23 protein-coding genes, 1 tRNA gene and 1 pseudogene are annotated in these 19,830 nt (G+C 42.3%); 5 read left to right on the top strand and 20 right to left on the bottom strand.

Features of this window, described 5'->3' with window-relative positions; genetic code table 11:
• Positions 1-583 precede the first annotated feature (583 nt).
• Positions 584-775: a helix-turn-helix transcriptional regulator gene (locus ACPC57_RS09790; RefSeq protein WP_217374555.1), complete on the top strand. Its 192-nt coding sequence runs from the start codon at positions 584-586 to the stop codon at positions 773-775.
• 236 nt (positions 776-1,011) lie between these two features.
• Here ACPC57_RS09790 and nusG read toward each other — a convergent pair whose 3' ends face one another.
• From nusG to pbp2a, 4 genes are all read right to left on the bottom strand, one after another.
• Positions 1,012-1,551: a transcription termination/antitermination protein NusG gene (gene nusG, locus ACPC57_RS09795; protein ID WP_277837301.1), complete on the bottom strand. Its 540-nt coding sequence runs from the start codon at positions 1,549-1,551 to the stop codon at positions 1,012-1,014.
• A gap of 153 nt (positions 1,552-1,704) precedes the next feature.
• A complete protein-coding gene (secE, locus tag ACPC57_RS09800) occupies positions 1,705-1,881 on the bottom strand; it encodes a preprotein translocase subunit SecE (protein WP_217374554.1) in 177 nt (58 codons plus the stop codon).
• 9 nt (positions 1,882-1,890) lie between these two features.
• Complete coding sequence (gene rpmG, locus ACPC57_RS09805) at positions 1,891-2,043, bottom strand: 50S ribosomal protein L33 (protein WP_032512074.1); 153 nt, start codon at positions 2,041-2,043, stop codon at positions 1,891-1,893.
• A gap of 49 nt (positions 2,044-2,092) precedes the next feature.
• Positions 2,093-4,291, bottom strand: coding sequence for a penicillin-binding protein PBP2A (pbp2a, locus tag ACPC57_RS09810; RefSeq protein WP_434066873.1), 2,199 nt, complete (start codon positions 4,289-4,291; stop codon positions 2,093-2,095).
• 155 nt (positions 4,292-4,446) lie between these two features.
• Here pbp2a and ACPC57_RS09815 point away from each other — a divergent pair, with 155 nt between their 5' ends.
• Together ACPC57_RS09815 and ACPC57_RS09820 are read left to right on the top strand one after the other, a co-directional pair.
• A complete protein-coding gene (locus ACPC57_RS09815; protein WP_434066874.1) occupies positions 4,447-5,415 on the top strand; it encodes an NAD(P)/FAD-dependent oxidoreductase in 969 nt (322 codons plus the stop codon).
• Between the two features lies 1 nt (position 5,416).
• On the top strand, positions 5,417-6,280 hold the full coding sequence (locus tag ACPC57_RS09820) for an RluA family pseudouridine synthase (protein WP_274504480.1): 864 nt from the start codon (positions 5,417-5,419) through the stop codon (positions 6,278-6,280).
• 55 nt (positions 6,281-6,335) lie between these two features.
• On the opposite strand, the gene ACPC57_RS09825 is transcribed toward ACPC57_RS09820, so the two are convergent.
• The 10 genes from ACPC57_RS09825 to rsgA all read right to left on the bottom strand — a co-directional run bounded on the left by ACPC57_RS09825 (position 6,336) and on the right by rsgA (position 13,571).
• The gene (locus tag ACPC57_RS09825) at positions 6,336-6,587 is read right to left on the bottom strand and encodes a hypothetical protein (protein WP_434066875.1); all 252 of its coding nucleotides are present in this window, start codon (positions 6,585-6,587) and stop codon (positions 6,336-6,338) included.
• A 28-nt stretch (positions 6,588-6,615) separates the two neighbouring features.
• Entirely contained in the window at positions 6,616-6,792 is a 177-nt protein-coding gene (locus tag ACPC57_RS09830; protein WP_434066876.1) for a hypothetical protein, read from the bottom strand.
• Between the two features lie 45 nt (positions 6,793-6,837).
• Complete coding sequence (locus ACPC57_RS09835; protein ID WP_434066877.1) at positions 6,838-7,392, bottom strand: hypothetical protein; 555 nt, start codon at positions 7,390-7,392, stop codon at positions 6,838-6,840.
• 53 nt (positions 7,393-7,445) lie between these two features.
• On the bottom strand, positions 7,446-8,258 hold the full coding sequence (gene purR, locus ACPC57_RS09840) for a pur operon repressor (protein ID WP_434066878.1): 813 nt from the start codon (positions 8,256-8,258) through the stop codon (positions 7,446-7,448).
• Positions 8,259-8,360: 102 nt separating this feature from the next.
• A complete protein-coding gene (locus tag ACPC57_RS09845) occupies positions 8,361-9,227 on the bottom strand; it encodes an aminoglycoside phosphotransferase family protein (RefSeq protein WP_434066879.1) in 867 nt (288 codons plus the stop codon).
• Entirely contained in the window at positions 9,227-10,168 is a 942-nt protein-coding gene (locus ACPC57_RS09850) for a 3'-5' exoribonuclease YhaM family protein (protein ID WP_434066880.1), read from the bottom strand. The genes ACPC57_RS09845 and ACPC57_RS09850 overlap by 1 nt, the downstream gene beginning before the upstream one ends.
• Positions 10,158-11,396 carry a DNA recombination protein RmuC gene (locus ACPC57_RS09855; protein ID WP_217374546.1) on the bottom strand — a complete coding sequence of 413 codons (1,239 nt, stop codon included), beginning with the start codon at positions 11,394-11,396 and terminating at the stop codon, positions 10,158-10,160. Before ACPC57_RS09855 ends, ACPC57_RS09850 begins: the two co-directional genes overlap by 11 nt.
• The gene (locus ACPC57_RS09860) at positions 11,397-12,029 is read right to left on the bottom strand and encodes a thiamine diphosphokinase (RefSeq protein WP_172041248.1); all 633 of its coding nucleotides are present in this window, start codon (positions 12,027-12,029) and stop codon (positions 11,397-11,399) included. It abuts the gene before it with no gap.
• Positions 12,022-12,681 carry a ribulose-phosphate 3-epimerase gene (rpe, locus tag ACPC57_RS09865; protein ID WP_130554196.1) on the bottom strand — a complete coding sequence of 220 codons (660 nt, stop codon included), beginning with the start codon at positions 12,679-12,681 and terminating at the stop codon, positions 12,022-12,024. Before rpe ends, ACPC57_RS09860 begins: the two co-directional genes overlap by 8 nt.
• A 14-nt stretch (positions 12,682-12,695) precedes the next feature.
• Positions 12,696-13,571 carry a ribosome small subunit-dependent GTPase A gene (rsgA, locus tag ACPC57_RS09870; RefSeq protein WP_172036513.1) on the bottom strand — a complete coding sequence of 292 codons (876 nt, stop codon included), beginning with the start codon at positions 13,569-13,571 and terminating at the stop codon, positions 12,696-12,698.
• 124 nt (positions 13,572-13,695) lie between these two features.
• On the opposite strand from rsgA, the gene ACPC57_RS09875 reads away from it, so the two are divergent.
• A tRNA-Leu gene (locus ACPC57_RS09875) sits at positions 13,696-13,777 on the top strand.
• A gap of 147 nt (positions 13,778-13,924) precedes the next feature.
• On the opposite strand, the gene ACPC57_RS09880 is transcribed toward ACPC57_RS09875, so the two are convergent.
• A complete protein-coding gene (locus tag ACPC57_RS09880; protein ID WP_434066881.1) occupies positions 13,925-15,661 on the bottom strand; it encodes a hypothetical protein in 1,737 nt (578 codons plus the stop codon).
• A 591-nt stretch (positions 15,662-16,252) separates the two neighbouring features.
• On the opposite strand from ACPC57_RS09880, the gene ACPC57_RS09885 reads away from it, so the two are divergent.
• On the top strand, positions 16,253-16,798 hold the full coding sequence (locus ACPC57_RS09885) for a cysteine hydrolase family protein (RefSeq protein WP_434066882.1): 546 nt from the start codon (positions 16,253-16,255) through the stop codon (positions 16,796-16,798).
• 176 nt (positions 16,799-16,974) lie between these two features.
• On the opposite strand, the gene ACPC57_RS09890 is transcribed toward ACPC57_RS09885, so the two are convergent.
• The 5 genes and pseudogenes from ACPC57_RS09890 to ACPC57_RS09910 all read right to left on the bottom strand — a co-directional run bounded on the left by ACPC57_RS09890 (position 16,975) and on the right by ACPC57_RS09910 (position 19,676).
• Positions 16,975-17,154, bottom strand: a complete 180-nt coding sequence (locus ACPC57_RS09890; protein WP_217374542.1) for a hypothetical protein — start codon at positions 17,152-17,154, stop codon at positions 16,975-16,977.
• Entirely contained in the window at positions 17,151-18,026 is an 876-nt protein-coding gene (gene rsmA, locus ACPC57_RS09895) for a 16S rRNA (adenine(1518)-N(6)/adenine(1519)-N(6))-dimethyltransferase RsmA (RefSeq protein ID WP_434066883.1), read from the bottom strand. Before rsmA ends, ACPC57_RS09890 begins: the two co-directional genes overlap by 4 nt.
• 38 nt (positions 18,027-18,064) lie before the next feature.
• Positions 18,065-18,315 (bottom strand): annotated as a pseudogene (locus ACPC57_RS09900) (NUDIX domain-containing protein); the annotation flags it as partial.
• 28 nt (positions 18,316-18,343) lie between these two features.
• The gene (rnmV, locus tag ACPC57_RS09905; RefSeq protein WP_274504473.1) at positions 18,344-18,910 is read right to left on the bottom strand and encodes a ribonuclease M5; all 567 of its coding nucleotides are present in this window, start codon (positions 18,908-18,910) and stop codon (positions 18,344-18,346) included.
• The gene (locus ACPC57_RS09910) at positions 18,894-19,676 is read right to left on the bottom strand and encodes a TatD family hydrolase (RefSeq protein ID WP_217374539.1); all 783 of its coding nucleotides are present in this window, start codon (positions 19,674-19,676) and stop codon (positions 18,894-18,896) included. Before ACPC57_RS09910 ends, rnmV begins: the two co-directional genes overlap by 17 nt.
• Between the last annotated feature and the right edge of the window lie 154 nt (positions 19,677-19,830).

Here is a 19,830-nt window from a genome sequence, read left to right on the forward strand (position 1 = left end):
TAGCCGAAAACCCTTGATACATTAAGGGTCTAAAATCCGTCTACCGCCTTTCAGTACCTGTATTAACAGGAATTAACAAAACGCAAAGCCCGATTTTTCGGGCTTTTTTGATTTTCCGTCTGGTTAAATTTGGCAAACTTTGAAAATAATTTGGGGCGAATTTGGGGCTACTAACTATAAAGCGATAAAATTTTAAAAAAAATCGAAAAAAGTTTGTAAAAATACCTCACTACTATTATAAATAATATTTTATAGATACATAAGGTAAGGCGAGATTACCTTAAACAAGGAAACTAACAGGAAGGAGTAATAAATGTTTAAGTACTTAAAAAGCCATTCAAGATTAGAACTAATAAGCTGGTCATCAAACTAAACCTTATCATCCTAACCATTGAGTGGCACATCGAATTGAATAGTGAGTAATCACTATCAACCCCCTCGGGGGTGTACTTAAATGTTATCAAAAAATACTATGAAGGTAAAATACAAAGTAAATAAACACGGTTTTGACTGGAAAGCTTTCCTAGTGTGGTCATTGCTCTTTGCATTGATACTCTGGTTGGTTTTCGGATAAGGAGTATCTATGATCCAAGTATTATCAAAGGAAGAAATGATGAACTTCTTCCAGACGCATTCACGCTATCAAATTGCACAAGCCACGGGCATATCAGAGCAGACCTTGGCAGACTATGTCAAAAGTCGGACTGATATTGGTGGCATGTCTTTTGATAAAGTGATAAAGATTACTGCATACTATGAAAGTTTGAAAAAATAAATTCTATCACAAGAGAAAGTGACTGGGCAAAACTAGCCAGTAAATAAAAAACACAGATAGAGTCAAGCTGAGTATGATGAAATCCTGCCGAACTGTCTGTGTTTTTCTTTTTATCTCTATTATCTTAGACTATTTTCTTAGCCAATTTCGTTAGATTCATGCTCATTAGGAGCGATCGTACTAATCAAAAATTTGAAACAAAAAAGAGCGATTTCTCGCCCCTTAATATTTTTTTCTTACAACTCAGCAATCTGGCTCAAGTTAACTTCGGCAATGGTATCATTACCAAACATAGAGATAACCATTTTGACCTTATTGTTATCAATCTCGGTGATTTTACCGGTGTAGTCTGTGAAGGCTCCGTCAATAATGCGAACAGTGTCACCAACTTTCACATCAGTATCAAATTCTTTTACAGTTTGACCCATTGATACCAAGATTTGACGGATTTCTTCTTCCAAAAGTGGCGTTGGTTTTGAACGGTTCCCGTGCGAGCCCACGAAACCAGTTACGTTTGGAGTATTACGCACCACAAACCAAGCTTCATCAGTCATGACCATTTCAACCAATACATAGCCCGGGAAGCGATTTTCTTCCACTTCCTTAACTTCGCCATTTTTCTCAACTTGTACTGTTTGAGTCGGAATTTCTACACGAAGAATATTCTCCAGCATATTGTAAGTATGCGCACGTTGGAGTAAGTTTTCTTTTACTTTATTTTCATAACCAGAATAAGTTTGCAAAACAAACCAACCTTTATCAAAACTATCGTACATTTTCTTTCCTTTCTCTGGAACCTGTGCCTCGTATTCTTTAATGAAAGATTCATTCAAAAACTACGGTATGTCATTTGAAGACGCTAAAAAAAGCCCGAAGGCTTTCGCTTTTCTCTATTATATCACTTCCATTTTGAATATGGCAAGCATTTTCTAGAAAATATTAATTAAACTCATAATTCCTTTTGACAAAATAAGGTCAAATAGGTAAATGAGAGCAACAAAGAATGCGGAATACTGAATCACTGAAGCAAAGTCTTTCCAGCTTTGTTTTCCAGTAGGCCAAGCAGTCTCTTTTAAAATGCCAAAAATATCTGAAACGAATTTCATATGCAACTCCTATCGGGTTTCCTTGTGAACAGTGTACTGACCACAATGTTTACAAAATTTATTTACTTCTAACCGTGTTGGTTTGGGATTGCTCGAAAGGTTTATCGAATAATTTCGAGAGCCACAAACCGTACAGGCTAAACTTGCTTTTTTTAGTGCCATCATAGCCCTCCATCTTTACTATTCTAACATGTTTTATTCAGTTTGACAACTACTCAAACCAACTTCTTACCGTATCCCATAACGTTTTCGCCCGTTCTGGAATATTGGCATCTAGGATTTGTTGTTTTGTCTTTTCAATCAAATCCTGTGCTTGAGTAGTAATATCTTGCACTTGATCAGAGGTAACGACCGAATCTGAAGCACTTGTATCCTCTTCTTGAATCGCTACAATACCATTTTGAACATAGGCATTCTCCACATCAAAGGCAGTCCCTGCTGTATTTGGCAAAATCGCATCAGCTACTGTACGGAAGACTGTTGGAGCCATCCAGTAGCTACTGCTATCAATGTAATGATTCTCATCCGTCTGTTCAAAGCCAACCCACTGACTGATAACCAAATCAGGTGTATAAGCAATATACCACTGGTCATTAACAAGATTTACATCAAAACTTGTTTCGGTTGTTCCCGTTTTTCCTGCAAGATAGTAATTGGTAGCATCTGCAGATACACCTGTACCATTCGTATAGGTCCCAAGCATCATAGAGGTCATTTTATCTGCAACCGATCGGTCAATTACTTTTGTACTTGTCTCGCGATGCTGAGCCAATACCTTTCCACCCGCTGTCTCAATACGTGTAATTAGATGAGCATCCTTCATTACACCATCATTTGCAAAAGCACTATAGGCCTGAGCCATTTGCAAGGGGTTCGTTTCCACCCCTGATCCGATTGACGCACCAAGTACCTTTTCAACATTTTCCATATCAAGACCAAACTTTTGACCAAATTCAAAAGCCTTGTCAATCCCCAAGGTATTTACAATATATGCAACTGGCAGATTGTAAGATAAAGCTAAAGCTTGGTACATTGGGATGGTATCCGAAGTTGAATAGTCATAGTTGTGTAAGGTATAATCTCCATAGGTTTCTGTATGGTTATCCAAAGGTGTATCAATTGCCCAACCCGCTGCTACCGCAGGCGCATAGGCAACAAGCGGCTTAATAGTTGAACCGGGACTACGCTTAGCTTGAGTCGCAAAGTTGAATGTTCGAAACACAGCATCTTCCGAACTATTCACGCGCCCAACCAAGGCTCGAACACCACCACTTGTAGGATCCAAAGCTACACTAGCAGCTTGAGCCGAGGTTCCATCATAAATTGAAGTCGGGAACATAGTTTCATCATTGAAGATAACCTGCATACTCGCTTGAGAATTTTGGTCCATTTCGGTATATATTCGATAGCCGTTATTAATGACATCTGATTCTTTAAGGCCATAGCGATCAATCGCTTCAGCAATAACTGCATCAAAGTAAGATGGATAAGAATAGTTATCTTGTTTACCAGTATAGGTATCTGCTAACTGGCTCGCTAAATCGACTTGAAAACCTGCATTGGCAGTTGCCTGATCAATATAGCCAGCGTTGACCATATTTTGCAAGACTGTATCTCGGCGATTGATTGCATTTTCTAAGGAATAATAGGGATTATAAATTTCTGGACCTTTAAGCATCCCTGCTAAAACAGCTGATTGTTCAATCGTCAAGTCACTAGCAGAAATACCAAAATATTTTTGACTAGCATCTTCAACTCCCCAAACCCCATTACCAAAATAGGCATTGTTGAGATACATTGTAAGTATTTCTTGCTTACTGTATTTTTTATTGATTTCAAGGGCTAGGAAGAACTCTCTAGCCTTTCGACTAATGGTCTGCTCTTGTGTCAAAAATGCATTTTTAGCTAACTGCTGGGTAATCGTTGAACCACCACCTGAACGCCCCAAGGTCAAAACAGCTAAGATGGTTCGTTGATAGTTTATCCCTGAGTTTTTATAAAAACTTCTGTCTTCTGTAGCAATCACAGCATTCTCAAGATTATCAGAAATAGCGTCTAATTCTACATAAGTCCCTTTTTGACCAGATAAGGTCCCCGCTTCAGCACCGTCCTTATCATAAATAATCGTTGCAGCCTTTAATGCTTCCTGCAAATCCCCAACATTCGCAGTCTTTGCAAGAAAGAATAGGTAACCACCTACCGTAAGAACCATTATCCCTATCAAGATCAAAACTATTTTTGTCAGTTGATAGCGCCGCCAAAATTTACGCACCGGCTCTGGAATGCGAGACTTTTTCTTTGGTTTGTCTGAATGACCACGATTTCCCCTGCGACTACGGCTAGGTCTGTCATCATTGTCAGATTGAAAATCATCTGGAACTTCAATCGGCTGGTGTTGCAAATCGTCCATAGAACACCTCTTTCTAGTGATTTTGTACCATTATACAATATTTTCTTTCAGCTAGCTGAGAAAAACACCACTGCAAACCTGTCACAGCCGAACAGCGGAATTTTTTGTCAAAATATGATAAAATAGGGAGATTCTGAATCAGAAAAGGATTTCCAATGACACAAATATATGATATTACCATTATTGGTGGCGGACCCGTTGGTCTATTTGCCGCCTTCTATGCCCATCTCCGCCAAGCTAAAGTCAAAATCATTGACTCCTTACCACAGCTTGGGGGCCAACCGGCTATTCTCTATCCAGAAAAAACAATTTTGGATATTCCAGCCTTCCCTAGCTTAACAGGACAAGAATTAACCGATAACCTCCTTGCCCAACTCTCAACTTTTGAGACAACCATTTGCCTCAATGAAACTCTGACTGCCATTGAACCAGGAGAAGTTATTTCCTTGACAACCACCAAAGGCATCCACCAGACAAAAACTCTCCTTATCGCCATGGGAGGTGGCGCCTTTAAGCCTCGTCCACTGGAAATCGAGGGAGCAGACAGCTTTGAAAACGTTCACTATCATGTATCCAATATCCAACAATATGCTGACAAAGATGTAGTCATCTTAGGTGGAGGAGACTCCGCGGTTGATTGGTCATTAGCTTTTGAGAAAATCGCTAAGACTACTCACATTGTCCACCGTCGCGACAACTTCCGCGCCCTTGAACACAGCGTAGAGGAACTCAAGCAGTCTAGCGTCACCATCCATACACCACTTGTCCCTAAAGGGCTTTCTGGGGAAAATGGCAGAGCTTCTGCCATTCATTTCGACAAGGTTAAGAGCGAGGACAAACTTACCCTGCCTTTCGACCACCTCTTTGTCAACTACGGTTTTAAATCATCCGTCGGAACGCTGAAAGAATGGGGTTTGGAGCTCAATCGCCACCGCATCGTCGTCAACAGTAAACAGGAAACTTCTGTTCCAGGTATTTATGCCATCGGTGACTGTTGTTTCTATGAAGGCAAGATTGACCTGATTGCGACTGGTCTTGGCGAAGCCCCAACCGCCGTCAACAATGCCATGAACTACCTCAATCCAAATGAAAAAGTGCAACCTAAGCACTCAACCAGTCTGTAAGATGAAAATTGTCATTCGCATTCCCCAAGTCTTTCCACAACTCACTGTTAAGGAAGTCTTGGAAGATTATTTTCTTATTCCTAGAAAAATCCGCCATTTCCTCCGCACCAAGAAGCACGTCCGTGTCAACGGTGAGCTGATTAACTGGCAGAGCCCGATTACCGCAGGCGACTTGTTAGAATTGACCTTTGACCAGGAAGATTATCCTGAAAAAAGCATTCCTCTGGGACAGGCGGACTTGGTGGAGGAACTCTATCAAGATGAGCACCTAATTATAGTCAACAAGCCCGAAGGTATGAAGACCCACGGTAACGAGCCGACGGAGATTGCCTTGCTTAACCATGTATCTGCCTATGTCGGCCAGACCTGCTATGTAGTCCACAGGCTGGATATGGAAACCAGCGGAGCCATTCTCTTTGCTAAAAATCCTTTTATCCTACCCATTCTCAATCGGCTTTTGGAAGACAAGGTCATCTACCGTGACTATCTCGCCCTCTGCCAAGGGCTGTTAAAAAAGACCGATTGGACTATCACTGATAAAATCGGACGGGACCGACACGACCGCAGAAAGCGAGTCGTTGACAACCAAAAAGGACAAGCAGCTTTCACTCAAGTCCATCTCTTGAAGACCATTGGCAAAAATAGTTTGGTCGCCTGTCGCCTCCAGACAGGTCGGACCCACCAGATTCGGGTTCATCTAGCCCACAACGGTCATGCCCTAATCGGTGACCCTCTTTATAGTTATGTAGCCGCCCCCCGACTCATGCTCCACGCCCAAAAACTCAGCCTAACCCATCCGCTAACTCTGGAAAAAATCAGCGTAGAAGCAAGGTCGGAGAGTTTTGAGGAAGTATTGAAAATGTAAAGAAAACTCACTATTTCAACAATGGAAATAGTGAGTTTTTCTATATCAATAATATCTATTTGACACTTCTTCTCTTAGGATCCAATCTGGAGTATACAAAACTTCCCAGATAGACGATAACAAAAGCTCCTGTAATCAAGCCTAATATTGCATTAAAATCCTGTGCATTGGGAAGAGCTAGCACAAGTAAGCACACCAGAAAAGCAACTGTGCTATTCAAGTCTTTCTTTTTCTTGTAAAAGAGATAGAGTTGGTTCAGCACAACTACATTTAGCGATAGGGTAACAAATAGTAGATAGATTGGCATTGATTTCCTGCCTTGATTAAATCTTAAATTATTTTTTCTTATTTCGTTTCAACAGTTGCACAAGGGCAAGACTGAAAAAAATAACATAGATCATCAATTCAAGCTTCCCGACATTGGACAAGCCCAATCGATAGATAAAGGCTATCAACAATATTGCTACCAGAATAACGTAACCTATTTCTTTGACAAATTTTATTTTTTCCATAGTATCTCCAGAAACAACAGTCTGCAATAGCCCTAAACTGTCTCATTATAAATCTTGAAAATCCGCTTCTTTACCAAAACCTTGCCTACTTAACTTGTATTCCCTCTGTTTTAAAAAGGGAATTAGGAAATTTGAAAAAACTAGCACCCCTGCATACAGAGTCACATGAGATCCCGTCCATAGCAGATAAAACAAGACTATATATACCAACTGTTCCACAAGAATCAATCCAGCCAAGTACTTGAGTAGCAGACCCCCTCTAAATAACTCAACCAACTTAACTCTAGCATATAGGTCAACTAGATATTTCACAACCAATAGAAAAAACAGGAACAAGGCTGGGACAATACTCTGAACCAATAGACTAACTAACATAAGCCCATAACTGATTTTAGTCAGGCTTGATAACGAACGATTTTTATCAATGCTTGACACGAATGCCTGGACATGTCTCAATTCTTCTTGTAATTCGCTGGACGATTCCTTGGCCAAAAAGAAACAAATCAAGCACTGCATTACAGCTACTGAAAACATGATTCCTAAACTAAGATGGAAAGCCAATTCCCCAAAAATTATTTCAACAGTAAATTTGTGCATCATTATAACGGGATATTCTCGGATACAAAAAAACCTCTCGTTAGAGAGGCTACAGATTATTCAAAAATATTCCCCAATTCGACGTCAACGCGGTTTTCCTTGACATTGATATCCGTCACAGCCAGCAGGGATTTGTAATTCGCTACGCTGCGGTCCCCTTTTTGGTTTTCCGCAAAGACAGCCACGCCTACCAAGGTCGAGTCAAACTCAGACAAGAGGCTAATCATACCATTGATAGTTCCACCATTTTTCAAGAAGTCATCGACGATTAAGACACGGCTTCCCGCCTTCAAACTACGTTTAGACAGGAACATCTTTTCGATACGGTCGCTAGATCCTGACACATAGTTGACAGAAACAGTTGACCCTTCAGTAATTTTCAAATCACGGCGAACGATGACAAATGGTACATTAAGAACATTGGCAACCGCATTCGCTAATGGAACACCTTTTGTTGCAACTGTCATAACAGCATCGATTTTTTCATCTTTAAATGCATTTGCAATAATGCGACCCACATTTTTTAGGATGTGAGGTGTTGATAAAAGGTCTGAGGAATAAATATAACCTCCAGGTAAGATACGGCTACTTTCAGCCATCTGACTGCGCAGTGACTCTGCGATTTGCAACGACTCTTCTTTTGAGATAGACGGTGTGAAAACAACACCTCCACTAGCACCAGTGATGGTTTCAATTTTCCCAATGGAGCTTTCCTCAAAAGCCTTTTTAATGATGGCAATATCTTCGGAAATGGAAGATTTAGCTGATTCATACTTTTCAGCAAAGGTATTCAAACTTGTCAATTCATAAGGGTGGTTGATGAGATAATTGGAAATCACTACCATCCGTTCGCTTCTTCTTAACTTCATATGATCATCCTCTAAATTTATTTTTTCTATTATATCACAAAAACAACAAAAAGCGAACTTTTTATATAAAAAGTCCGTCTTTTTTCGCATTTTATAGAAATACTACCGATACCATGAAGGGGAATAAAGCCTATAGTGTTCATACCAACCAACTATTCTCTCAGCTTGCGCCTGCATCAAGGGGATTTGTTCGGGATCTACTTGTTCTGCCCAAGAAAGAGCTCCTAGACTATTTACTGTGATATAAAGAGCAGTGAGTCTCCAAAATTCCTCTGGAATGCATCCTTCAAAATAGGCATCCACCTGACCACGCGCAAAGGCTGGAGACAAATCTGCCGTGAAAATCAAACGGTTGAATTCTTCCCAGGGGTCTCCTATATCGTAGCGATCAAAGTCTAAGATTTTTAGTTTTCCATCTCTTCCCAGTAGAAAATTACCTGTATGAAAATCTCCATGATGATAGGCAATCGGTCTCCTTTCAAGCAAATGACGGTTGGCTTGGACAAAGTCTATCATGGCTTGATCATTTGGATAGGAATGACTAGTTGCTTGGTAGGCAGCTAATTTACTGTCAATCTTTGCCTGATAAAAACTGTTCCAGTCGCGCAGACTTTGATCAATAGGCAGACCATGCAGGGCTCGTAAAAACTTTCCAGCCTGACAGCCCAATTCATACAAGACAGAATCCGGCAGATCGGAAGCCACTTTATTCATATCCTGACCTTCCACCCATTCATAGAGAGTGTAAACAGACAAGTCATCCGCCCAACAGCTTAGTGGCTCTGCCACAGGCAAACCTAGACCAAACAGGTTTTCAACTAATTGAAATTCGACTTTCTTGACCTCAATAGCTGACCGCTCTGCTATTCTCAACAGACCAAAGCGACCATCTTCTAGCTCAACCTTGTACTTTTGGTCCGTGGACCAGCCTTTGGTGAGGGGCTGTCGAGACACTATCCTAACTGCCATTAGTCGATATTAGGCTTATAGAAGGCGCGGTTATCCATGGCAAAGATGCGGTTGGTCATCTCGCCTGGGCCAACCTTATCCAAGGCCGACAGCATCATCATCATTTCCGCATCGATATTGTCAATCATGTGGAGGATTTCCGCCTCCATAATCTGCGGACGGACAGGGCTTCCATACTCCAAGAGGCCGTGGTGGCTGAGGATAACGTGGCGCAGAACAGTCACCTCCTCCAGACTATCATCGATGCCCAATTCCATCAAGACCTTGGTAATCTCTTCATCAATCAAGGAAATGTGCCCAATCAGATTGCCACGGACAGTGTAGCCTGTGTTATCAGGGCCTGTCAGTTCAATCACCTTGGCTAGGTCATGAAGCATGATTCCTGCAAAGAGCAGGCTCTTATTGAGCTGAGGATAAATATCACCAATTTTATCCGCCAAGCGTACCATGGTCGCGGTATGGAAGGACAAGCCTGAATAAAAGGCATGGTGATTGGTCTTGGCCGCTGGATAGGAATAAAATTCCTTTTCATATTTACCGTAAAGAGCACGGACAATCCGCTGCCAAGTGGCATTTTCTATGAGGAAAATCATCTGATTTAGGTAGTCCTTGGTGTCCTTGACATCCACAGGTGGTTTTTCCTTGAAATCAGCAGGGTCGTTGGGTTCACCAGCTTTTGGCAAACGAAGAACCAACTGATTGACTTGGGGTGTATTATTGTAGACTTCACGGCGTCCCTGCATATGAACTACAGTTCCAGCAGTAAAATCCTTGATTTTCCCTGGTTGGGCGTCCCAGAGCTTGCCCTCAATCTCACCAGTCTCATCTTGGAAGGTCAGAGCCAAGTAGTCTTTGCCAGCCCGTGTTTGACGGACTTCTGCTGTTTTGATCAAATAGAATCCTTCGAAGAATTCATCTTTTTTCATTTGGTTAATTTTCATTATCTTCCTCATCTAATGGGGACAATCCAAGCAGTCCCTTAGTTTGATCATCTTCGTACAGGTCGATGGCTCGAAGACTACGCTCGATAGCGTTGGTTCGAGTCGTTAGGAGTTTGTCAATATTGCTGCTGGCCTGATTGAGTTGTTTCTGAGCCTTAAGCAAGAGGTCAGAAAACTTGCCAAATTCCAGCTTGACATTGCCCAAGACCTTGGAAATATCATCGGCCGACCGTTGAATATTGAGGGTTTTAAAGCCGACAGAGAGCGAATTAAGCAGGGCAGAAAGCGTGGTCGGTCCTGCTATCACGATATTTTCCTGACGGCGAAGGTCATCAAAGAAAATCGGATTGCGGACCACTTCTGAATAAAGCCCTTCGGTTGGCAAGAACAACACACCAAAATTAGTCGTTTCAGGTGGATTGAGGTACTTGCTCTGAATGTCCTTGGCAAAACGTTTAATAGCAGCCAAGAGATTTTTCCGATGGAGGTCAATCTGGTCCTTATCCCCACTTTCGTAAGCATCTTCCAAGCGGTAGTAATCCGCCAGCGGAAACTTGGAATCGATTGGCAAGTAGATATAGTCGCCTTCCGTCTGTCCTGGTAACTTGACCGCATACTCCACGCGCTCACTAGAGCCTGAAACCGTGGCAAACTCTCGCTCATATTGGCTAGGTGTCAAAATATCCTCGATAATCTGTCCCAGCTGCAATTCACCCATGATGCCACGGGTTTTGGTGCCAGACAGGACCTTGTTAAGACTACCCACATCACGCGCCACCGTCTGCATTTCGCCCAGACCACGATTGACCGATTCCAATTGCTTAGACACTGTTTCAAAGGAGGCTTGTAGGCGGGTTTGCAGGGTTTTCTCCAGCTTTTCCTCAACCGTCTGCCGCATTTCTTCCAGGCGTTTTTCATTGGACTCCTGAATGGCCTGCAAACGGCGGTCGGTGGCATCTCGCGTTTCCAAGTGGCTCTTATTCAGCTCTTGACGGATGTCCGTTAGCTGTTGGTAAAGTTCCGTGCGGAGTCTTTCCACTTCCTGATGAATGGCTTGCTGCTGTTTGAGAGTTGCATTTTCTAGTTGATAGCTGAGCTGATCAGACAAGCTGTCTGCTGTGTCTTCTGCCTGATCTTGCAAAAGCAGGGCCAAGCTCTGCCATTTTCCATAAAGAAAAACCAAGGCGAGCAAGACCAGTATCAGTAAAATAAGTAGTACAATATCCATCTAATTCTTATCCTTACTGTAGATTAGGACCACATAGCCCTTATCCAGTTGAATGTATATATCTCTATCTATAAATTCGTTAGAGGAATAGCATTTTTTGAAAAAATAATTGCTGGCATCCAGCGGATACTTGGCATGACGAATGGTCAGGCGACTGCCATCTGACGGCATAAAGGAAATATAGGTCATTCCTTGAATAGGTTGAATGACATGCCTTCCTGCAGGTCGAAAACGAACGATGTTCTGACTGTCCACTAATTCAATTTGCTCCATGTAGGGTGCCAAGTCAGGCTCTGCAGCTAGAAAGAGATTGGCCATCATATGATCCATGCGTCCACCCAAGGCTCCGTATATGTGAACCTGAGCCTGCGGATAAACTTTGAACACTTCCTTTAACGCTAACTCTAAGTCTGTGTCATCTTTTTCAGCAGGTGCTTGTAGGAACCGCTCTGCTAGATCCTTTATCCGCCCTAATTCTTCAGGTGTCACCGAGTCAAAATCACCGATAGCCCAGTCAAGAGGTAGGGAATGTTCCAATAGACGAAGTGAGCCTGCGTCTACCCCTACATAGAGGTCTGCAGGCTCAGGAAGGCAGTCAAATGAACCACCTGCTATTAGGGCAATCTTAATCATGGAGGGCTGCTTTCAATTTGGCAACGTTGACATCCAAATCGCCTTTGAAGAGGTAGGAACCTGCCACAAAGACATTGGCACCCGCATTTTTGGCTGAATGAATGGTCTTATCGTCAATTCCGCCGTCCACTTCGATGTCAAAGTTCAAGCCTTTGGCTTCACGGAGTTTGACCAAGGCCTCAATCTTCTCAGCTACTTCTGGAATGTAGGCCTGACCACCAAAACCTGGGTTGACCGTCATGAGAAGCACCTGATCCACTAAGTTGAGCACAGGCTCAATGGTCACAAGAGGTGTCCCTGGATTGATGACCACACCCACCTTCATACCAGCGGCACGAATTTTTTGCAGGGTTCCATGCAGGTGAACCGTTGCTTCTGCATGAATGGTTAAAATATCTGCACCCGCACGTGCAAAGGTCTCGATATGATTTTCAGGATTGGACACCATGAGATGGCAATCAAAAACCAGCTTGCTATGAGGACGCATAGCCGCAACCACATCCGCCCCAAAGCTGATATTTGGCACGAAATGACCATCCATGACATCAATGTGCACATACTCCACACCTGTCTTTTCTAAACGTTTGAGCTCTTTTTCAAAATTTGCATAATCTGCCGCCAAAATAGACGGTGCAATCTTATAATGTGACATACAGAACCAACTTTCTATTTGAATTTCTTACTAACCTTGGCATAGGTTTCACGCTGATTTTGGATTTCGCTGAGGAATTGGAGATAATTGTCAAAGCGACTTTGGGAAATGGCAGAGCTGACAACAGCTTCTTTGACTGCACAATCCGGCTCATGGGTGTGGGTACAGGTCCTAAATTTGCAGTTCTGGCTGGCTTCTGCAATCTCTGGGAAACAATCTGTCAGTGCCTCAGCCTCCTTGACTTCATAGTCTAGAGATGAAAAACCTGGCGTATCCGCAATTTTCCCACCGAAGACATTGTAGAAACTGACCGCACGAGTGGTATGGCGACCACGCCCCAGACTATCTGAAATCGCACCTGTTTCCAAGGCTAATTCTGGCGCAATGCGATTGAGAAGAGTCGATTTGCCAACCCCTGTCTGCCCCATAAAGACCGTCACCTTATCCTGCAATAATGGCGTCAATTCCTCCAAACTATAGACAAAAGGATAGCCAATTTTCTCATAGATAGCCTTGAAGGCATCCATCTCCGCCCGTTCTTCTACCAAGTCCATCTTAGAGATATAAATAATGGGATCCATGTCCTTCTGTTCCAAAAGCACTAGGAAACGGTCTAGTAAATTGGCATTAAAATCAGGTTCCTTGGCCGACATGATAACCACCGCCTGATCGATATTGACGATAGGAGGTCGAACCAGACTATTTTTCCGCTCATGAATCTTTAAAATGTAGCCTTCTGAGTTTTCCTCCGCAGAAAAGTCCACAAAATCACCCACGTAGGGCGTTTGTCCCTTCTTACGAAAATTCCCTCTGGCTCTGGTTTGATAAATCTGTCCATCTGCCTCGACATAGTAAAAACCTGCCAAGGCCTTGATAATTCTTCCTTGCAATGAAGACTCCTTTGTGTGTACTTGTTCCTATTATACCAAATTTCCTAAGAAAAAACCGCAAGCGGTTTCGATTTTGCATTTTACTCTAGTCATTTCAATTGAAAAATTGTATAATAAAAAGCAAGCGGAGGTGGTGGAACGGCAGACACGCATGCTTCAGGCGCATGTGCCCATCGGGTGTGAGGGTTCAAATCCCTTCCTCCGCATTATTTATAAAGGATAACCCCAAGTCAAAGTTGATGACTTGGGGTTATTCTTTATTCTGATCATTTGGCTTCAAATCATTTAAGTAATTTTAACCAGATTAGCTTTGAATGCAAGATATGGGCCACAAAAATCTGATGTCTCTCTTTTCATAAGTAGAAAGTTTTTGATTTGCGATAGAAAGCCATATAGTAACAAAGCCATAATCCCCATCCCATCAAGCTAATCGCAATCACCGGTAACAACCACCACTGTTGTTTATAGGATAAGACAAGGGTATTCTGCCCTTTTTGGCTTGTGACTGTTGGAACTCCGATAGTGGAAAGTTTTATATCTTCTCTATTTAACACTTGATGGTTTAGGACCAGCTGGCTATCTTGGTAAACAATAATCGGAACCGCCGTTTCTTCTGCTTCTTTTGCTGTCCATGTAATCACTAACTGATTCCCTTTAACCTGCTTTTCAAAATTAATATTTGGAAGAATAATCTGGTCATGGTAAGCATGATAGGCCTTACGTGTCTCTTCATTTGTTGCAGGTCCGGATTTTTCTTCTAAATTTGGTAAGTAGTCTGGAGTTGATTTCTGAGCAAGATAAATAAATTCACTCAAGTCTGATGAATGGAGAGAATCACGCAATTCATCAGCCGAACCATAAAGAGAAGTATAGATCCGGTGTTGCATAAAGGTATCACTATAGTAGTCCTCTTGGATGTCTTTACCATTTTGATACCATATAAACCCAACTCCGATAAAAAGAGACATTAAAACTATCTTAGAAAAAACTTTTTGCCACTTCTCGGATAGGCGTGTTATTTGCAATCCAACGACAACTAGTAAAAAGACATTAGCGTAAAGGAAAAATCGAGAAGGAAATTGAATCAACTCAATAATGGCAATTCCCTTCCCTGCTACTAATTGCCAAGGAAATAGATTAGTTGATAAAATTAGATATATCGTATAGGTTATAGATAATCCTGCAAGAACCCGAGAATGCTTTTTCCAATTTTTTACCAAAAAGAAAAGAAAAAGTCCAAAGTAGAGTGGCAAGGAATACGGATAGTACAAGAATCGGATTTTGAGGTGAGTGACTGTTGATAATACAAACTTCTTATTCACAAATGGGGGTATCAAAGTATTTGTCACCTCAATATTAATGAGTGGTAACCAAATATTCATTGTTAGCAGTAGGAAAACAAGTATTGATTTGGCAACTTCTCCAACAATCTTAAACTTTTGTTCTGATTTTAACCAACCAAAAAGAAAGATGATTCCATAAGCGATAACTAAGAATAACGTTGACAACATGTGAACCTGCAACATCAACCCTACTGCTCCTGCCATAAGGAAAATAGGAACTTTCTTGGTTTGCAAGAAACGAACTGCTGGAATAAGACAAAGCGGAAACAGTGCCACTCCCCAGCTAGTGAAACCTTGGGATACCCACCAATATTGAATAGAATAAGTTGTCACGAAAAACATTGATAGTAAAAGAGAGAGTGAGTATTTGACCTTAACCTCGCGGAAGAGAACATATAAAGAAGTTGCGCTCAGTGTTCCCAAAAATAAATTAGAAACAATCTGATAGCGGTACCAAGTGCCACTCAACAATACCAAGACGCTTTGCAAGTATGCAAAATATGGGCCATAGAGAGCATTAACAATTCGACCAGACTGTTGATAGCCATACAAACTGATAATATAAGAGAAATTTCCCTCCTTCAGTTGCATTGCTCCATCATAAAAATGATTGTAATGGAAAATCAAATCTGCTCCTGTTACCATCCCCTTAGTCACTAAATGTGGAACTAATAATAAAATAGAAAAGCCCACAAATAGGCTAATTGCCACAAGGTGGGGATGTTTTTTTTGTAACTTTTTAAACATATTTATACCTTCATGTGAAGAAAAATTTCCTTCCATTTTGTTACCTATATACAAAATTATCTACTTATACAGTTGTGGGTGCTACCTCTAAACAAGAATATACTAACGGAACACCAAAATAATGTCTATTACTCTCCGAAAATCAAAAATATGCCTTGGCCAGAGACTTAATGAATAACATATTCAGTGGAGGTTTTTGACCAATAAACTTGAGTTAAGAACGAAATAGAGTTCTACCTTCGGCTTGGAGACGCAAACACAAATCGATTTATTTCCAACCTTCAAAGGTAAATCAAACCTTTGGAACTAAGCTATTTTTATTTTTCATTGAGTATAAACGAGTATCTAGCACCCTACCTCAAAGGATAAGGCTGGAACAATATTGCCCAGCCTCAGTTCCTTTTAGTATAACAAGCTTTCGTGAGTCAGTCAATGAATAACACAGAAGTTCCACCTCATATCAACCAAGTAAACGAATTCAATTTCATTATGTAAGCGCGAAGTATGAAAAGCGAGCCAGCACAACCATATTACTTTACTACAACTTTTATCTGTGTTAGAATACCATAAATTTATTTTTTAGGAGTTAAAATGAAAACGGCATTAGTACTAATTGACTTTCAACAAACATTTCGAGATGGGTCTTGGGGTACTTCTAGTAATGATCAGGCCGAAGTCCAGGCAGCTAAGTTACTAAAACATTTTAGACAAAACCAACTACCTATTTTTCATATCCATCATTGGAGCCAGCATCCAGATTCTCGTTTCTATTTTATATCAAACGGGTTCTCTGCTATTGATATGGTGAAACCGTTCGAAGATGAATTAGTCATAACCAAGACCGTTAACAGTGCTTTTATCGGAACAAGTTTAGAAGCAATTCTCAGAGAACAAAGTGTCAGTCGTTTAATTATTACCGGTTTGACAACCCCTCATTGTGTATCCACCACCATCCGTATGGCAACAAATTTAGGTTTTTCGGTCACATTAGCAGAAGACGCTACTGCATCATTCCCACTACATGACCATAACGGCAGAACATTTAGTGCCCAAGAAATCCAAGACTCTACTTTGGCTAGTCTGAACGAAGAGTTTGCCACTATTTTATCTACCCAACAAATTTTAGATAGCCTATAATCATTATTTTTAAAGCTCAATCAATGCATATTCCATATCTCTTTTCCTTGAAACTTTACATTTCAAAGGATACCAATGGATATTTGTTATTGACGAGCTTTTTGTTTTTACTCTACTATTCAACGAAAATCAAAAACATGACCTGCTCCACCTACGATGAGGTAGGTCTTGGCGAGCTAGTTTCGAATAGTTTCTGCCAGTTGTTCACCACCAGCTAGAATGGAACCACCAAAAAAGGCTAGAACATCTACTTGTTCTAGTCCTTGCTCTGTTTGGAGAGCTTGTATTGACAAGGAAGACAGATCCCGCGGTCCACAACATTGGGCTAATTGATTAACTGCCTGCGCTAGTATCATGATAAGCCAACTTCCTGGAGGCTATCAGACAAGCGTGCGAAGTCAACTATAGAAAGTGCTTCTCCACGGACACTGGCTTCCAGCTCTGCCATGCCAAGTGCCTGCGTCAGCTTGTCCTTGACTTCTTCAGACTTTCCGAAATGGTTGGTCAGGTTGTTCCACAGGGTCTTACGACGGTGCACAAAGCTGGCCTTGGACACTCGGAAGAAGAAATCTTCGTCCTTGACGTTCACCAGGGGTTGCTCGCGGCGGACCATTTTGAGAATGGCGGAGTCCACGTTTGGTGCGGGCACAAAGACGGTGCGAGGCACGATGAAGGCCACCTTGGCAGTCAGGTAGTACTGGACCGCAATGGACAGGCTGCCGTAAGCCTTAGTGTTTGGCTCGGCAGAAATGCGGTCGGCCACCTCCCGCTGCATCATGACCACGAACTCGCTGAAGGGAATCTTGCTCTCAATCAGGTGCATGAGGATAGGGGTGGTGATGTAGTAGGGCAGGTTGGCCACGACCTTGATGGGCAGGTCAGGATTCTTGAAATTCTGAATCTGGGTCTGCAGGTCGGTCTTGAGGATATCTTGATTGACCACGGTCACATTGTCAAAGCGACCCAAGGTATCCGCCAAAATCTGAATCAGGCGGTCGTCAATCTCAAAGGCCATGACCTCAGCAGCACTCTCTGCCAAAAATTCAGTCAGTGCTCCGATTCCAGGACCAATCTCGATAACATTGACATTCTGGTCAATCTCTGCCGTGTCCACAATCTTCTGTAAAATATTGGTATCGGTCAAAAAGTTCTGACCGAAGGATTTCTTAAAGGTAAACCCGTGGCGTTCAAGGACGGCACGAGTAACGTTTTTGTCTGCGATTCTCATGTGTGTTCTTTCTTGTTTTTTTATTTCTAGGTAAACTTCAGATAGCGATAGTGATCTGTTGGATCCGTCCAGTTTTGAATGCCACAAAGCTCGAGATTAGATACCGTCAAACCCGTTTCTTCCTTGATTTCGCGAATGATGGAGGAAATAATACTCTCTCCACATTCGACATGGCCCCCAGGGAAAGTCACACCAGGCCACTTTTCAGATTTTCTATCCTGGACCAATACCCGCCGACCGTCTGTAATCATACACATATTGGTTGGATGACTTGCTCTGTCCTGCTCATACTCTCTTAGTTCAACAACTTGACATAATCATTCATACTCCCCCATCGCCTCCTCGACATCCGCCAAACTTATCCCGAACAAGTTTAGGCGTTTGAGCAGTTGCTTGCCGTTGCAATAGCCGATGCGGAGCTTATCTCCCAGATATTCCCTCCGCTTGCGACTGTCGCTGCCCATAAGCAAGCCTAGGCGCATCAAATCGGACTTGGTGATGTCAAAGTTATGTTCATCATCGTAGTAACCACGCACGCTTGCGAGAGCTTTTTCCAAGTCCTCAAAGCTGGCGTGTTCAATGCCCAAGGACCGCCCTTTTGTTTTGGATTGGGGCCGAGCCTCGTCCCGCTGTAAAAAGGCGTGTTTGACCGTGGGAATAGCCTGCATAATGATTTTTCGAATCCGCTCGCCATTGTAGTCTGGGTCAGTAAAGACAATGACACCACGCAGGTCATGGAGTTTCTCTATGCGTTCCAAGTCATCGTCTGATATGGCAGAACCTCTAGTTTCGTAGGTATCCACCTCGTAAAACCGTTTGAGGTTTGCTGTGTCGTCCTTGCCCTCGACAACTATGACTTCTTGTATCTTAATTTTCTGAGTCAATTCTGAACAAGCTCCTTGCATTCTCGTAAGTCGCTTTCGCCACTTCTTCGACCGACTGGTTGCGAAGCTGGGCCAGCATTTCCACCACATAGCGGGTGTAGCCAGTGCGATTTTCCCGACCCCGCTTTGGAACTGGGGCCAGGTAAGGTGCATCTGTTTCGACCAGGATTTTTTCTAGGGGCAATGCTTGCGCCGCTTCCTGGAGTTCGACAGCTTTTTTGAAGGTCACGACTCCCGAGAAGGAGATGTGCATCCCTAGGTCTATGAAAGCTTGAGCCTCCTCCAGCGTGCCAGAGAAGGAATGCATGATCCCTCCACGCGGACCGACGCCGACTTCCTTAATGATCTGGTAAGTATCTTCCAAAGCATCACGAGTATGAACCACAAAGGGTAAATCCAACTGCTTGGCCAACTCCATCTGACGTTTAAAGACGCGTGCCTGGGTTTCCTTGTCAGCCGTCATCCAGTAGTAATCCAGTCCAATTTCCCCCAGGGCAATGACCTTGGAATGTTTAAGAGCCTTGAGTAGATAACGTTCAACTTCTTCATCATAGGTGCCAGCCTCTGTCGGATGCCATCCCAATGTTAGATAAATTTCAGGGTACTGGTCAGCTAGCTCCATAGCCTTGACAATGGTTGCTCGGTCAAAACCAACCACATTGTGGAGGGTAACCCCCATCTCCTTGGCAAAGTCTAGCTCTTCTTGGACCCGTCCGTCAAACTGTTCAACATTGAGATGTGTGTGTGTATCAAAAATAGTTACCATTCTCTTTTTTATAAGCTCCTCTTTCAAACTACTAAGTAGTATACCATTTTTCCACCTGTACGTTAACTAATAAGGAAGGTAAGTGTCTAGAGTTTTGAGAAATAGAAAATTGTACCAAGAGAACGGAGAAATCCGTTCTCTTTTTCTGTTGTTT

It is taken from the genome of Streptococcus sp. VTCC 12886, assembly GCF_049893425.1.
GTDB classification, from domain to species: Bacteria; Bacillota; Bacilli; order Lactobacillales; family Streptococcaceae; genus Streptococcus; species Streptococcus suis_AA.

Coding starts and splice junctions, on each gene's coding strand:
- ACPC57_RS09790 (WP_217374555.1), top strand. CDS start 584: ATGATCCAAGTATTATCAAAGGAAGAAATGATGAACTTCTTCCAGACG.
- nusG (WP_277837301.1), bottom strand. CDS start 1,551: ATGTACGATAGTTTTGATAAAGGTTGGTTTGTTTTGCAAACTTATTCT.
- secE (WP_217374554.1), bottom strand. CDS start 1,881: ATGAAATTCGTTTCAGATATTTTTGGCATTTTAAAAGAGACTGCTTGG.
- rpmG (WP_032512074.1), bottom strand. CDS start 2,043: ATGGCACTAAAAAAAGCAAGTTTAGCCTGTACGGTTTGTGGCTCTCGA.
- pbp2a (WP_434066873.1), bottom strand. CDS start 4,291: ATGGACGATTTGCAACACCAGCCGATTGAAGTTCCAGATGATTTTCAA.
- ACPC57_RS09815 (WP_434066874.1), top strand. CDS start 4,447: ATGACACAAATATATGATATTACCATTATTGGTGGCGGACCCGTTGGT.
- ACPC57_RS09820 (WP_274504480.1), top strand. CDS start 5,417: ATGAAAATTGTCATTCGCATTCCCCAAGTCTTTCCACAACTCACTGTT.
- ACPC57_RS09825 (WP_434066875.1), bottom strand. CDS start 6,587: ATGCCAATCTATCTACTATTTGTTACCCTATCGCTAAATGTAGTTGTG.
- ACPC57_RS09830 (WP_434066876.1), bottom strand. CDS start 6,792: ATGGAAAAAATAAAATTTGTCAAAGAAATAGGTTACGTTATTCTGGTA.
- ACPC57_RS09835 (WP_434066877.1), bottom strand. CDS start 7,392: ATGATGCACAAATTTACTGTTGAAATAATTTTTGGGGAATTGGCTTTC.
- purR (WP_434066878.1), bottom strand. CDS start 8,258: ATGAAGTTAAGAAGAAGCGAACGGATGGTAGTGATTTCCAATTATCTC.
- ACPC57_RS09845 (WP_434066879.1), bottom strand. CDS start 9,227: ATGGCAGTTAGGATAGTGTCTCGACAGCCCCTCACCAAAGGCTGGTCC.
- ACPC57_RS09850 (WP_434066880.1), bottom strand. CDS start 10,168: ATGAAAATTAACCAAATGAAAAAAGATGAATTCTTCGAAGGATTCTAT.
- ACPC57_RS09855 (WP_217374546.1), bottom strand. CDS start 11,396: ATGGATATTGTACTACTTATTTTACTGATACTGGTCTTGCTCGCCTTG.
- ACPC57_RS09860 (WP_172041248.1), bottom strand. CDS start 12,029: ATGATTAAGATTGCCCTAATAGCAGGTGGTTCATTTGACTGCCTTCCT.
- rpe (WP_130554196.1), bottom strand. CDS start 12,681: ATGTCACATTATAAGATTGCACCGTCTATTTTGGCGGCAGATTATGCA.
- ACPC57_RS09880 (WP_434066881.1), bottom strand. CDS start 15,661: ATGTTTAAAAAGTTACAAAAAAAACATCCCCACCTTGTGGCAATTAGC.
- ACPC57_RS09885 (WP_434066882.1), top strand. CDS start 16,253: ATGAAAACGGCATTAGTACTAATTGACTTTCAACAAACATTTCGAGAT.
- ACPC57_RS09890 (WP_217374542.1), bottom strand. CDS start 17,154: ATGATACTAGCGCAGGCAGTTAATCAATTAGCCCAATGTTGTGGACCG.
- rsmA (WP_434066883.1), bottom strand. CDS start 18,026: ATGAGAATCGCAGACAAAAACGTTACTCGTGCCGTCCTTGAACGCCAC.
- ACPC57_RS09910 (WP_217374539.1), bottom strand. CDS start 19,676: ATGGTAACTATTTTTGATACACACACACATCTCAATGTTGAACAGTTT.